The organism is Neolewinella sp. (assembly GCF_965214665.1).
In the GTDB taxonomy this organism is placed as follows: domain Bacteria; phylum Bacteroidota; class Bacteroidia; order Chitinophagales; family Saprospiraceae; genus Neolewinella.
In genome coordinates, this window is the sequence record NZ_OZ243970.1 from 2,857,462 (window position 1) to 2,872,225 (window position 14,764).

Annotated in this window: 7 protein-coding genes; 6 read left to right on the forward strand and 1 reads right to left on the reverse strand. The window is 60.7% G+C overall.

Annotation, left to right across the window (positions count from 1 at the left end; genetic code table 11):
• Positions 1-45 precede the first annotated feature (45 nt).
• From ACOOHD_RS12270 to mltG, 6 genes are all read left to right on the forward strand, one after another.
• The gene (locus ACOOHD_RS12270) at positions 46-3,297 is read left to right on the forward strand and encodes a DUF2723 domain-containing protein (protein WP_420458172.1); all 3,252 of its coding nucleotides are present in this window, start codon (positions 46-48) and stop codon (positions 3,295-3,297) included.
• A 7-nt stretch (positions 3,298-3,304) separates the two neighbouring features.
• Positions 3,305-5,686, forward strand: coding sequence for an amino acid permease (locus tag ACOOHD_RS12275; protein WP_420458173.1), 2,382 nt, complete (start codon positions 3,305-3,307; stop codon positions 5,684-5,686).
• 691 nt (positions 5,687-6,377) lie between these two features.
• The gene (locus tag ACOOHD_RS12280) at positions 6,378-6,854 is read left to right on the forward strand and encodes a cytidine deaminase (RefSeq protein WP_420458174.1); all 477 of its coding nucleotides are present in this window, start codon (positions 6,378-6,380) and stop codon (positions 6,852-6,854) included.
• A 9-nt stretch (positions 6,855-6,863) separates the two neighbouring features.
• On the forward strand, positions 6,864-9,683 hold the full coding sequence (locus ACOOHD_RS12285) for a M1 family metallopeptidase (protein ID WP_420458175.1): 2,820 nt from the start codon (positions 6,864-6,866) through the stop codon (positions 9,681-9,683).
• 199 nt (positions 9,684-9,882) lie between these two features.
• Positions 9,883-10,704, forward strand: a complete 822-nt coding sequence (panB, locus tag ACOOHD_RS12290) for a 3-methyl-2-oxobutanoate hydroxymethyltransferase (RefSeq protein WP_420458176.1) — start codon at positions 9,883-9,885, stop codon at positions 10,702-10,704.
• The gene (gene mltG / locus ACOOHD_RS12295) at positions 10,705-11,727 is read left to right on the forward strand and encodes an endolytic transglycosylase MltG (protein ID WP_420458177.1); all 1,023 of its coding nucleotides are present in this window, start codon (positions 10,705-10,707) and stop codon (positions 11,725-11,727) included. It begins immediately after the preceding gene.
• A 135-nt stretch (positions 11,728-11,862) separates the two neighbouring features.
• Here mltG and ACOOHD_RS12300 read toward each other — a convergent pair whose 3' ends face one another.
• On the reverse strand, positions 11,863-14,721 hold the full coding sequence (locus ACOOHD_RS12300; RefSeq protein WP_420458178.1) for a T9SS type A sorting domain-containing protein: 2,859 nt from the start codon (positions 14,719-14,721) through the stop codon (positions 11,863-11,865).
• Positions 14,722-14,764: the final 43 nt, after the last annotated feature.

The window sequence follows — 14,764 nt, forward strand, 5'->3', positions numbered from 1 at the left end:
ATAATCCGTAGCTTTGCGCCGTTCGCAAGCACAAGGCTCCGTCTCATGGGTAAATTACACCGTCTCCATCAGCTGACCGGCTGGGTGGTCTTCCTCCTTACGGCCACCGTCCTGCTACTCAGCGTAGAACGCACGGGCAGTCTCTGGGACGTGGGCGAGTTCATCCTCGGGGCCTACAAGCTCCAGGTCGTACACCCCCCCGGCGCCCCCCTGTTCCTCCTCATCGGCCGCATGTTCGCCGGTCTGGGGGGTCTGCTCAGTGACGACCCGGCCTTCATCGCCGCCTTCGTTAACGGTATGTCGGCCCTGTGTACGGCTTTCGGGGCCACCTTCGTCTGCTGGGCTACGATCCGACTTTCTGTACTAGCACTGACCGGGCGCGACGAACGCACCGAGATCGGCGGCGGACAGGTTATCGCCGTAGCCGGTAGCGGACTGGTCGCGGGCCTCAGCGTAGCCTTCACCACCTCCGTCTGGTTTTCGGCCGTGGAGGGTGAGGTCTACGCCATGTCGTTCTTCTTCACCTGTATGACGGTCTGGGCGGCCATCCGCTACTACACCACCCCGCGCGACCGGGATTACCTGGCCTACCGGTGGCTGATCTTCAGCATCTTCTGTATCGGTATGTCCTCGGGGGTTCACCTGCTGAGTATTCTGGCGCTACCCTTCATCACCCTGCTGTTTTACCTGCGCGAGCGGGGGCAGGTCTTCCTCACCCGGGTGGCCAAGATCGTGGGCTACCTCTTTGCGGTCAGTCTCCTGCTCACCTCGGGCGGTTTTGCGGGCAAGCTCATCGGCATGGGCGCGGTCGCCGGTGCAACGTATGTGTTAGGCAACCGCACTCTCCCGCGCTGGGCCCAGTTCATCGCCGCCGCGGCCTGCGGGGTGTTGATGATCGGAATCATTCAAACGCTGGTCATCATCGGCGTACCGGCCGTGTGGCAGTGGTTCGAGATCGGCATGGTGAATGCCGGATTGCCCGTCCACATCGGTATCCTACCTACGCTACTGGCCTACGGGGGGCTGCTCTATCTGGCCTTCCGTTACGCCCACAAGCACCACGACCAGGGGGTGCAACTGGCAGCCATGGGTATTGCTACCATCCTGATCGCCTACAGCGTGATTGCCGTGGTGATCATCCGGGCCGGAGCGAAGACCCCGGTCAACATGAACAACCCGGACAATGTCACCAGCCTGCTGCCCTACCTCAACCGCGAGCAGTACGGGGAGCGGAGCCTGATCTACGGTCCGCAGTTCGAGGCCCAGGTGGTGGCCACCCCCCTGACTGACCGCTACGGCCTGGTTGACGGCAAGTACGAGTACACCAACTACAAGATCGATGCCGAGTACGAGAAGAATAAGCAGATGTTCTTCCCCCGTATGTACGACGGTACCCAGGGCCGCCCCAGTCTCTACAAGCGCTGGATGGGCCTCGACCCCTCCCAGCCCCTACCCACCGGCCGACCCAACCAGCTCGACAACCTCCGCTTTCTATTCAACTACCAGATCGGCTGGATGTACTGGCGCTACTTCATGTGGAACTTCTCGGGCCGGCAGAACGGACAGCAGGGCTACTACAGCTGGGACGAGAGCAGCGGCAATTGGATCACGGGCATCAAGTTCCTCGACGAGCTCCGGCTGGGCAATCTGGATGAGCTACCGAGCGAGTTTAAGAACGACCCCTCGCGCAACGTCTACTTCCTGCTGCCCTTCATCTTCGGCCTACTGGGTCTCTTCTGGCACTCCGGCAAACGGGGCGAGGAGTTCCTGGCTCTACTGGCCCTATTCGTTATCATGGGGTTAGGTATCATCATCTACACCAACCAGCCGCCGAACGAGCCGCGGGAGCGCGACTATGTGCTGGTAGGCTCCTTCATGGTCTTTTGTATGTGGATCGGCATGGCCGTGCCGGCGATCTATGAGTTCATCAAGACGCAATTTCGGGCCAAGGGCGCGGGTACGGCGGTGGCTGTCTCCCTCTTGGTCCTGGTGGCCCCTGCCCTGATGGTGAGCCAGAACTGGAACGACCATGACCGCTCCGGTCACACCGCCGCGCGCGACTACGCCCACAACTTTCTGGAGTCGGTGGACGAAAACGCCATCATCTTCACCTACGGTGACAACGATACCTACCCCCTCTGGTACGCTCAGGAGGTAGAAGGCATCCGCACCGATGTACGGGTAGTGAACCTGAGTCTGATCGCCGTAGATTGGTACATCGACCTGCTCCGCTACCAGATGAACGACTCGCCGGTCATCGACCTACAGCTCACGGAAGATCAGACGCGGGGTAAACTGCGCAACAACGTGCAATTTTACAATCCGCAGCTTCCGCAGGGTACTAGTTGTCAGCAGGCACCACCAGTAACGCTAGAGCAGTTCATGAACGAGATCGCTACGGACAAGAACCTGGTCGATCAGCGTAGCGGCCGCGTGGTCGAGACCACCTACTCGAGCTGTAACGTGAGTCTGCGTGTCGACCCCGCCAAGCTAGCCCAGGCCCCCTGGCTCACGCCCGCCGGTAAGCCCGTAGTGCAGAGCATTCCCATCCGCATCGACCCCCGCAACATCCAGAAGGACGAGATCGCCATTCTGGACATCATCAACTCCAATTTCTACAAGCGGCCCATTTACTTCGCCGTGACGGCTAACCCCTCGAAGTTTTTGGGGCTAGAAGACTACATGCAGTTGGAGGGCCTGGCCCTGCAGCTCACCGCTACCCGTACGCCCTCCCAGACGGAGCGGTACCAGAACATCGGTCCCGGTGGCATCGACGTAGACAAGAACTACGACCTCATCGTGAATAAGTGGACGTGGGGCAACTTTGATAAGGTAGATACCTACGTCAACGCCAGCTACGCGCCGGCCATACAGTCAATGCGGGGCGTGATGCTGCGCACCATGGACGAGCTAATGCAGCGCGGCGACACGGAGCGGGCCCTGGAGATCGGCGATAAGTACTTCGCTTCGTTTCCGGACATGAACTTTCCGTTCTACTACGAGGCCTTCATTATGCTCGATGCTTACTTCCGCAGTAACCAGACGGAGCGGGTAGCCGACGTGATCACTACCATAGCACAGAATACCGCCGAACGGCTGCGCTTCTACGAGAGCCTGGAACCGGAAGTGCTGGCGCAGAGTTCCTACACCATGGAGCAACGCCAGGGACGGTTCATCGCCCAGCAACTGCTACTACAGCTACAGGGAAGTGGCAACACGGAGCTGACCCAGCGCGTACAGCAGATCCTGGAGGACTACCTCTACCTGGCCGAGCCCCAGGAGCAGACGCCGGGATAGGCCCACAATGAATAAGCAAAAGTTTGGTACCGCGCCGGTCTTCTTTACGGCCATCTCCACCATCCTGGGGGCGATCATGTTCCTCCGCTTCGGCTTTGCCGTGGGTATGGTGGGGCTGGCGGGTACCATAGGCATCATCCTGATCGGTCATGCCGTGACCATCCCCACGGCCATGGCCATTGCCGAGATCGCCACGAACCAGAAGGTGGAGGGTGGTGGGGAGTACTACATCATTTCGCGCAGTTTCGGACTGGTGATCGGCTCCACGATCGGTATGGCACTGTTTATGTCGCAAGCTATTTCGGTGGCGTTTTACATCATGGCCTTTACCGAGGCCTTCAAGCCGCTACTGGACTGGCTGAGAGAGACCTATGTCCTATTACCTTGGGTAGACAGATTGCTGGGCTATCCGCAGACCATCGGTATCCCGGCCCTGCTACTCCTGACCCTGCTGATCCTGACTAAGGGCGCCGATCTGGGCGTGAAGGTGCTCTATACGGTAGTTGCTACGCTGGCGCTGGCATTGCTGGCCTTCTTCGTGGGTACGACGGACTATGCACAGGAGAACTCCGTAGAGTTTTTCAATAGCTATACGGCTGATGCAGAAGTGACGGCTCAGGTGCTCGATGGACTGGTCGACGAGGCCCAGCATAGCTCGGGTACCGATACGACCTACTACCCCGGGGGAGAAGTAGTGGCACGGGCGGCTGACCCTCCCCCCGCTACGCCGCCCGCACCTGCGATCCCGCAACTTAGCTTCTTTACGGTGTTTGCAATTATTTTCCCCGCCTTTACGGGTATGACCGCCGGGGTGGGCCTTTCGGGTGACTTGCGCGATCCGGGCCGCTCCATACCGCGGGGTACCCTGGCCGCCACGATCGGGGGTATGATCGTGTACCTGTTCATGGCCTGGAAGCTGGCCGCCTCCGCTCCGCCCGATGCGCTAGCCGACACCACGAACCTCATCATGGCCGACATCGCCTGGCAGGGCTGGTGGATCATTCCCCTGGGGCTGGCGGCGGCTACGATCTCCTCGGCCCTGGGCTCCATTCTGGTGGCTCCGCGTACGCTGCAGGCCATTGCGGCGGACAATATCTTTCCGGCCCGGGGCATCAATCACTACCTCTCCCGCGGTAAGGGGGAACGCAATGAGCCCTACAACGCCAGTCTGATCACGGTGGTGCTGGCCGCTTTTTTCATCCTACTGGGCGCGCTGGATAGTGTGGCGGAGATCATCTCCATGTTCTTCATGGTCACCTACGGCTCGCTCTGTCTGATCAGCTTTTTGAACCACTTTGCCGCCGACCCCAGTTACCGACCTACCTTCCGCTCGAAGTGGTACGTGTCGCTCTTTGGGGCCCTGGCGTGCTTCGGGCTGATGTTCTTCATGAACTCTACGTATGCCGCAGCGGCGGTAGTACTAATTGGGGTGCTCTACGTATACATCGCCCACAGCAACCCCGATAAGCGGAGTCTGGCGCTGATCTTCCAGGGAGTGATTTTTCAGGTCAGCCGCCGCATCCAGATTTTCCTCCAGAAGGCCGACAAGGAGGAGAAGCAGGGCTGGCGGCCCAGCGCCATCGCGGTGAGTAATGCCACCTTCACACGCCTGGGGGCCTTTGACTTCCTGCGGTGGATCTCGCAGAAGTATAGCTTCGGCACCTACCTGCATTACATTAACGGCTACCTGAGCCACGACACCTCCGAGGCCGCGGCGGTGACCAAGGAGCGCATCATCCGCATGGCGGAGGCCACCGAGAGCCGCATCTACGTGGACACGATCGTGTCGCCCTCCTACACCTCGGCCATTGCGCAGATTATCCAATTTCCCGGTATCGCGGGCACGGACAATAACCTTCTGCTGCTGGAGTACTCGAAGCAGACCGGCGAGGGGCTCGATGATATCATCGACAACTTCAAGCTCATCAAATCGGTCGACTTTAACATCGCCATCCTGGGGCTGTCGGAGCGCGGTTTCGGGCTTAAGCGTACGATCCACGTCTGGATCACCCGCGCCCACTACGAGAGTGCCAACCTGATGATCCTGCTGGCCTACATCATGACCGGCCACGCCGACTGGCGCAACGCCGAGATTAGGCTCTTTGCCGTCTTCGAGGAGTCGAAGCTGGAGGAAGAGGAGCAGCGGATGTACGACCTGATCGAGACCGGGCAGCTCCCCATCAGCCGCAACAACATCGACGTGCTCTGCCGGCAGGACAATACGGACTCGCGCAGCGTGATCGCCCGCAAGTCGGGTGAGGCGGACCTGGTCATCCTGGGTTTCCGTGACGAGGCGCTGAAGCGACTCAAGGGGGACCTGTTTGCAGGTTATAAGGAGATTGGGAATGTACTGTTTGTGAATGCGGCTGGGGAGGTGCAGATTCGGTAGGGAGTGGGTAAGTACCGTGACGAGGCTACGAAACCGTCGCGTAAACCTCCTTCACGACATTTGCCGGCACGAGTACACGAAGATGACCGACTAGATGGGGTCCTTCAAAAAGTTCGAGCTTATGCTCAGGTTGTAGTAAATGGTGTGGAGCTTCCTCAGAGAGAAAATCGCAGGTACCATACCATACACCGTGATCATCCCTGTCGATCAGATGAACGCCTACGCTCCAAGTGTGTGTGTGACCACGATCTGTAATGGTCGTGGTAGGGAAGTAATTCCCGGGCCCGATGGGGCGGGACCTGCCACCCTGCTCTTCGGTTAGCATCGTTATAGCAGCAAACACTCTCATAATTATTTAACGTTGACGACCGTATGGATAGTTGCATGGTCTAAGTGGTGGATCTCTGCGTACCTGGCGGGACCAATACAATCAAGGTAGCTATCAAAGTGTAGATCTGCAGCTATGGTATCCGGCAATTCAATCTCGACTATGTATACTTTGGATGGGTATACCAACTTGCGTGCCCACTTATGAGCGTCGGAGAGATTGTCGGCAAACCATTTTCCGAGTAACGAATTCTCGAAAGACCGGAATCCGCCAGTTGCTAGGATGTCCTCATACTCCGCTTTACTTACGGCTCTGTATAATCTCATCTCCTTGTTTGCCGCAAAGTAACAACAACCCCACGCAGTGCCAGAGTTATCAATCCGTTACGAAACCTTCCCCGATCCACAGGTCCTCTCTGCTGCTGACCAAGCCCTCCTCACCGCCGCCACCGCCGCCCTACCCCACAGCTACTCCCCTTACTCCAACTTCAAGGTAGCCGCCGCCGCTCGCCTCGAAGATGGCACCGTGGTGGCTGCCGCCAATACCGAGAACGCCGCCTACCCCATGTGTATCTGCGCCGAGCCCAATGCGATGGCCGCGGCCGCGGCACTGCGTCCGGGGCAGCCGGTGGTGGCGATGGCGATCACCGTGCGTGCGCCCGGTCGCATTCTGAGTGCGCCGGCTAGTCCGTGTGGTTCCTGCCGGCAGATCCTGAGTGAGCACGAGAGCCGGTTCGGGCATAAGATGCGGTTAATTTTACGGGCGGAGACGGGGCCGGTGTACGTGTTTGATTCGGCGAGTGATTTGTTGCCGTTTGGGTTCAGTGGGGAGTTGCTGTAGCTTCGCCCCATGCGTACCGCTCTGTTCCTTCTTCTGGTATCCACCTATCTCACCGCCCAGTCCGATTACTTCCAGCAAGAGGTCAGCTACGACATCCAGGCACGCCTCGACGAGCCCACGCATACCCTGGACTGTGACCTCACGCTACGCTACATCAATCGCGCGCCCCACCCCCTCGATTCCATCTACTTCCACCTCTGGCCGCGGGCCTTTAGCAGCGACGAGACGGCCTTTGCCCAGCAGATGCTGCGCAACGGCAGCACGCGCTTTCACTTCGCGGCCGACTCGTTGCGGGGTACGCTGGACAGTGTCGATTTTCGGGTCGGCGGGCGGGAGGCCCGATTCCGCTTTACCAACGAGCCGGATATTGGGGTGCTCTACTTGCCGGAGCCACTGGCCACTGGTGCCACGGCGACCATCACCACGCCCTTCCGAGTCAGGATACCGGCTAGCTTCAGTCGATTGGGGCACGTGGGGCAGTCCTACCAGATCACGCAGTGGTACCCGAAGCCGGCTGTGTACGACCGGGAGGGCTGGCACCCGATGCCCTATCTGGACCAGGGGGAATTTTATAGCGAGTTTGGAGAGTTTCGGGTGCAGCTGACGCTGCCGGAGAACTATGTGGTGGCCGCTACCGGAGTGTTGCAGGAAGAGAGCGAGCGGCAGTGGCTACTGGACCGGGCAGATAGCACCCAGCGTTCGCTCGCCGGCCGCAAGGACCTAGCTAGGCGCTACGTCGATGAGCTTTACCCGCAGGCCTCCCCCACCGAAAAGACCATCACCTACGTGGCCGAACAGGTGCACGACTTTGCCTGGTTTGCCGATAAGCGCTTTGCCGTGCTGCACGATACCCTGCACCTGAGCTTACGCCGGGGGCCCCTCCCCCCGCCGACGCAGCAAAATGTGACGCCGGTGGATGTGTGGGCCTTCTTTACCGAGACGGAGGCTGAGCTGTGGAAGAATAGTCTTGACTACATCAAGCGGGCCACCCGCTTTTACTCGGAGCAGGTGGGGACCTATCCCTACCCCCAGGTGACGGGCGTGCAGTCGGCCCTGAGTGCCGGGGCGGGCATGGAGTATCCGATGATCACAGTGATCGGACTGAGCGGAAGCGAATACGGCCTCGACGAGGTGCTGGCCCACGAGATCGGGCACAACTGGTTCTACGGCATCCTGGGGAGCAACGAGCGTGCTCACGCCTGGATGGACGAGGGGCTGAATAGCTACTACGAGGGGCGGTATACGCAGGAATACTACCCGGAACGGAGCGGCCGCGCACAGATTATCCCTGGTCGGGAAGTCGACCTCGATGCCCTGGGCTACCGCTTCCTGAGCCGCATGGGCAAGGACCAGGCGGCGGATACGGAAAGTGACAGCCTGAGTCAGTTCAACTACTTCATGGGCGCCTACAGCAAGCCGGAGCTGGTGCTGCAGCAGATCGAGCAGCAGATCGGTCGCGATAGCCTGGACGCCGCCTTCCAACGCTACTACCGGCAGTGGCAGTTTCGGCACCCGCGGCCGGCGGATTTCTATACCATACTGGGCGACCGTGGCGCAGGCGAGTACATGCGCGCGGCGATGGAGAGCACTACGGTTGGTGACTTCAACCGGTCCGGGCAGCGGCGGCAGGGAACGGGCGGGCTGAATCTGGGTCTGATCACGGATCAGGAGAAGGAGGGACCGCAACTCTTTGTCACCCCCCTTATCGGCTTCAACGCCAACGATGGCTTTCTAGCCGGCGGGGCACTACACAACCGGACGCTGGAGCCGAAGCGGGTGGAGTTTCTGCTGGCGCCCCTATACGGCTTCGGTAGTAAGTCCCTGGCGGGCTTTGCCGGGGCGCGCTACCGGCTTACCCGCCCTACGGACTGGCTCCAGCGCGTAGTAGTCAGCGCCGGAGTGCAACGCTTCAGTGATTTCAGGCCCACCGCCCAGCGGCTCGATAGCCTGGGCCTGGTGTATGATTATACGCGGACGGCGGTGCGCTCCGAGTTCGTGCTGGAGCACCCCGCGATTACCCAGCGTAGCAGTAGCGTGTACACTCAGTTCATCAACCTGCGGCAGCAGCGGCCGGCCTTTACGGAGGATGGGGAGCTACTCCCCGACGCGGCTACCCTGATGACTAATTTCCTCCGGTTGGGCTACCGGGCTAGGGTCGACCGCAAGATTACACCCGTCGCCTACGACCTACACCTGGAGTACCGCGCCGGCGATCCTGACGCTTTCCGCGAGGTCAACAACCTACGGCTCGACGGTAGCCTGGAGGGTGGCTACCTCTACCGGCGGGGCAAGCTGGTCACGGTCCGGCTCTACGGCGGCGTGTTTCTGTACCACACGGAGCGCGACGGGGCCACCTCGCCGGCCTACAGCCTCTCCCTAGTCGACAACGCCGCCAGCGACTACCGCTACGACGACCTCTACCTAGGCCGCAACCGCAATGGCGGCTACGGTCAGCAGCTGGAGCGGCGGCAGGGCGGCTTCCGGGCGCCGATCGACGCGGCCTTCACCTACGGGCGCAGTAATACCTACCTCACCGCCCTCAACCTGAATGCCGATCTGCCGATTCCGCTGCCCATCGGCATGTACTTCGATGCGGGGGTGTATGGCTTTCGACCTACCATCGCCAGTGACCCCACTAACGAGTTTAACTACGTAGCCGGCCTGTCCGTCAATATTCTCGACGACCAGTTCCACCTCTACGTGCCCCTGCTGGCCGACGCTATTACGAAGAACCTACTCCAGCAGCGTGGTAACCTGGCCGAGCGCCTCGTGCTCACGCTAAACCTCACCAAGCTACTTCCCTGGCGCCTCATTGATAATCTGCCCTAGCGTCATGTACTTTAAGGAGTTAAGGATTAAAGGAGCTAAGGATTAAAGGGGTTAAGGAGTTAAGGGGCGTCGTAGGCGTTGCAGCTGCGCCGTGACCTTAACTCCCTGACCCCTTAACTCCTTAACCCCCTGCCTCCTTAACTCCCTAACCCCCTGACCCCTTAACTCCCTAACCCCCTGGACCCCGTACCTTTGCCCCATGAGCGTACACCAACCCAGCGACGTCAAGCGCATCACCACCCACACCCTGCAGGCCATGAAGCGGGCCGGGGAGAAGATCGCGATGCTGACGGCCTACGACTTCAGTATGGCGCGTATCCTGGATGCGGGGGGGGCGGACGTGCTGCTGGTGGGCGACTCGGCCAGTAACGTGATGGCGGGGCACGAGACCACGCTGCCGATCACGCTGGACCAAATGATCTACCACGCCGCCAGTGTCGTGCGGGGGGTGCAGCGGGCGCTGGTGATCGTGGATTTGCCCTTCGGTACCTACCAGGGCGATAGTAAGATGGCCCTTAAGTCGAGCATCCGCATCATGAAGGAGAGCGGAGCCCACGCGGTGAAATTGGAGGGCGGACAGGAGGTAGAGGATAGCATTCGCCGCATCCTGAGTGCCGGTATTCCGGTGATGGGCCATCTGGGGTTGACGCCGCAGTCGATCTATAAGTTCGGTACCTATACCGTGCGCGCCAAACAGGAGGCCGAGGCCCGCCGCCTGCTCAAAGATGCCAAGATGCTTGAAGAACTGGGCTGCTTCGGGATGGTGCTGGAAAAGATTCCGGCCGAGCTGGCACAGCGGGTCAGCGAGAGTATCGAAGTGCCCACCATCGGCATCGGCGGCGGAATGCACTGCGATGGTCAGGTGCTCGTGACCCAGGACATGCTCGGTATCACTAAGGACTTTCACCCCCGTTTCCTGCGCCGCTACGCCGAGTTGTTTGAGGTAATCCAGGGCGCTACGGAGGCCTACGTGAAGGACGTCAAGGCCCGGGAGTTCCCGAACGACAAGGAGCAATACTAGATGAAAAAGCTGATTGCCCTTCTACTCCTCATCGCACTAGCGGTGGCTGGTTTTACTTACTACCAAGTGATGCTCGTGCCGGTGGTACCCAGGGATGGCGGACCGGTGACCGTCCAAATCCCCACCGGCAGCAGCTACGAGCAGGTCATGGATAGCCTGGCCGTCCACGGCGTGACCCCCAACCGGCTGTTCTTCGACCCCCTGGCCGAGCGCATGGAGTTTAAACGGGAACGGATGCGCTCGGGCCGCTTCACCCTGGCACCGGGCACGACTAGCATCAGTCTCATCCGTAAACTGCGCAGCGGTGCCCAGGCTACCGTCGACGTGGTACTCACCACCGAGCGCGAACCCATGAACGTAGCCGCCAAGGTGGCCCGCTTTCTGGAGCCCGATAGCCTGGCCTTCCAGCGGTTGTTCCAGGACACGGCCTTCATCGATAGCATCGGTTACACCCCCGAGACGCTACAGACGCTGTTCATCCCCAATACCTACGAGATGTACTGGAACGCCACGCCCCGCGACTTCGTGGCGCGCATGGTGAAGGAGCACGAACGATTCTGGCGCAGCAACGACCGCCTGGAAAAGGCAGCCGCCCAGGACCTCTCCCCCGCCGAGGTCTACACCCTAGCCAGCATCGTCGAAAAGGAAAGCCTGCAGGCCAGCGAGCGGCCCCGCATCGCCGGTGTCTACCTTAATCGCCTGCGCATTGGCATGCCCCTCCAGGCCGACCCTACCGCCGTCTTCGCCACCCGAGAGTTTGACGTGGGGCGGGTGCTGTACCGCCACATCGAGTTCGATAGCCCCTATAATACGTATGTCTACCGCGGACTTCCCCCGGGGCCGATCACGATGTCCAGCGTAGGTAGCATCGACGCGGTACTTACCCCCGAGCAGCACGACTTCCTGTATTTCTGCGCCCGGGGCGACGGCAGCGGCCTGCACAACTTTGCCAGCACCGGAGAGGGACATGCCCGCAACATTGCGATCTACGTAGCTAATCTGAAAGCCCGCGGTATTCGCTAGAACTGCCAACGTACCAAGGTCGCGCGGCCTCCGGCCCGAGCAGAGCCGTACGGCAGGAGAAGTGGCTGCGCCACTTCACAGCAGTGTTGTAGGCTCGGGCCGGAAGCCACTCGACCTTGGATCTCGATAGATTTACTACTCCTTCACCACCCGCAGCGTCCGCACTGCCTCCCCCGCACGAACCCTTACGAAGTACAGTCCAGCAGGCTCCGCTCTAAGATCTATCTCCGTAGCGAGCTCCTGTGCCCGCCCTAGTTCCGACCGTTGCATCCTGCGCCCCCGGCTATCGTATACCTCCACGCTTAGTGCTACGAAGTTTGGTAAGGCGATGCGCAGCGCGATCTGACCGAAGGTTGGATTAGGAAAAGCTTCCAGCCCCGCCAATGGCCCGGCCTCATCAACCCCCACCGGCGTCAGATCGAGGGTGAAGTCACGCGTACCACTACAACCCAGGGCATCGGTGACCGTGACGGAGTAGTCGCCCATGCTGAGGCTATCGATGGACTGGGTCGTATCCTCCGTACTCCACTGATAGGTGAGTGTGCCTACCCCGTTGCTCACATCTAGGTAGGCAGCGCCATCATCGGCGAAGATAGTCGAGGGTGGCACCGTGGTCAGGCTGATATCGAGCCCATCGGCACAGCGGCTCACGCTGAAGTCATCGAACTCCACGAAGAAGTCCCCGGCCCCGTAGGCCGCCCGAAAGGTGAAGCGGACTGCACTACCGACGAACTGCCCCAGGCCGATCGAAAAGCTCGTAGAGATGTCCCCCTCCACATCCAGTAGTTCCACCGCCGCCGAATCACAGTCCGTGCGGGCGGTTACCGTCAGGCGCTGAAGTCCGTCAGTAATCCGATTGCCACTGGCGTCACGCTGGTTGAGGGTGAAAGCCAGGACATCCTCGGACTCGAGGGGGCCGTAACTTGCCGTCGTGAACTCCAGCACCGTATCCTGGCCGTTGAGATTATCGGTCAGGGCTACGGAGGGGCTGCCCGGCCGCCGGGCCACGATCGCATCGGCGGGAAGCTGCCAGCCCCGGGGCCGCCGCCCGTCCTCGAAGTCGACCAGGAAGGGGACGGCCTGGGTGGGCTGGTAGACCAGTACCGTCGTGTCGTTATAGGTTGCTAGGTCGTCGGGCGAAGAGACCCATACCTCTACGGTGACGGGGTCGGGTGGAAAAACATCTACATTGGTGACGATCTGTACCCGCTGCCGACGCCCCAAGGTAGTAGGCGCAGGTGCCCGTAGTGAGTCGGTCTGCCCGCCATTCACCCGGTAGCTCACCGTCACGCTATCGCGCCGCTGCCGACCGATGTCCGTAAAGGTGAATTGTAGCGTATCCTGCGCATCATCGCAATCGCCGAAGGACAGAAACTCTGCCCCTACGGCCGCAAAATCTACGTCTTGCTGGGCGGTAAGGCGAATGTTGTCGATGGCCACGCCCTCGCGCTGCCCGTCGCCATCACTGAAAAATACGAAGCGCATCCGCACGTCTCCTTCTCCGGCCAGGCCACTGAGTCGCGTACCTACGAGTGCGTAGCCATCATCAAAGCCGCCCTCACCGTCCCAGGCCCGCTGCTGGGGGTTGTTGTACCAGTTAATGGTACTGGCATTCTGCTCCACACGGCGGTAGGTAGCTCCCCCATCGGTCGATACCTCTAGGTAAAGTCCATCGAAATTCTCCTCCGTGTCGACATTAAGCAGAAAGGACAGGAAAGGATCCTCCTCCAGCCCCGAAAGGTCAAAACAGGGCGAGGTCAGGTAGCTACGCTCATCCCCGCTGTAGTTCCCGTCGGCATTAGTCACGTAGGCGAGCTCCCCCGACCCGGCCGCGGCAATCAAGCTGCCCCGGGGTCGCGCCCGCTCCCAGGTCGCCGGTCCACGTCCGGCCCGCTCCGGTAGCCAGAAGCCAGTCTCCTGCTCGAAGTCCGCTAGGTAGGGCAGCTCCCGGATGATGGGCCGACGGATCACGGTGGTCGTCAGTCGGTCGTTGTCCGGGTTCTCGTCGTTCTCTAGCTGGGTGAATAACTCGAAGGTATATATCCCCGGCTCCGACAGATCGGCCCCCACATCGAAGGTGAAAAACTCCGTACTATCCACCCCCAGCACCCCGGTATAGATGCCGTCGAAGGGGCGGTTCACCCCACCCGGTGCCCCGTTGATCGTAAAGTCCACGTTGAAGAACTGCTGCGCCTCCCCCCCGAAGTTGGTGATGCCGATCGTCACCGAGTCGCTACTCCCGCCCACACAGGCATCGGCCGTAGGGGCCCGCAGTACCGTCACGCCAATATCTCGCTGCAGCTGCGTCATCGCCCGGAAGGGTCCGCGCCGGGCGGTGGTGTCGTCCGTTGCCCCACAGCGCGTCGAGACGTAGAAGGTATAGGCCGTATTAGGCTGCAGGTCGTTGATACGCAGCGACGTATCCTGGGTCGTCACCGTGGTCCCCTCGCCGGCGGCCGGGTCGAAGTCCCCCACCCCGTACTCGATCACGTAGGTCGGCTGGGCCGCGGCCGGCACCGAGCGGAAGCGCACGCTCACCGAATTATACCGTACTCGGAACAGCTCGATGGAAGCCTGGGGCGGCGGCGCGCAGCTGCGGCACTGAGCGATGAAGGAGGTTAGTGCCGGTGACTGCGCCGGGCCCTCCACGGAGTAGACCAGGCTGTCGTTGTTGTCCAGCACCGAAAGGGTAACCTCCTCCGGGAAGGCCCCCGCATTAAAGCCTACGGTGATGGAATCCCCGTTACTGACCGGAAAGTAGAAGTCGCGCCGGCTACCGTCGTCCTGCATCGCATCCAGGGTGAAGGTGCGGGGGCGGTCGGCTACCGTCACGGTTACTATTCCGCCGTTGAACCCATCACCGCCGCTATCCTCCAGGCGAAGCTGGTAGAAACAGTCCGAAGTGGCCTCCTGGGCGGATAGGGCCAGCGGCAACTGAGCGAAAAATAGGAGCCCGAGGAGGGACAGAAACTGAGCGGGTAGCGATCGCGGCATAATGGTAGGCTAGGAGCGGGGTAAATTACCACAAAGGCAGCGA

Coding starts and splice junctions, on each gene's coding strand:
- ACOOHD_RS12270 (WP_420458172.1), top strand. CDS start 46: ATGGGTAAATTACACCGTCTCCATCAGCTGACCGGCTGGGTGGTCTTC.
- ACOOHD_RS12275 (WP_420458173.1), top strand. CDS start 3,305: ATGAATAAGCAAAAGTTTGGTACCGCGCCGGTCTTCTTTACGGCCATC.
- ACOOHD_RS12285 (WP_420458175.1), top strand. CDS start 6,864: ATGCGTACCGCTCTGTTCCTTCTTCTGGTATCCACCTATCTCACCGCC.
- panB (WP_420458176.1), top strand. CDS start 9,883: ATGAGCGTACACCAACCCAGCGACGTCAAGCGCATCACCACCCACACC.
- mltG (WP_420458177.1), top strand. CDS start 10,705: ATGAAAAAGCTGATTGCCCTTCTACTCCTCATCGCACTAGCGGTGGCT.
- ACOOHD_RS12300 (WP_420458178.1), bottom strand. CDS start 14,721: ATGCCGCGATCGCTACCCGCTCAGTTTCTGTCCCTCCTCGGGCTCCTA.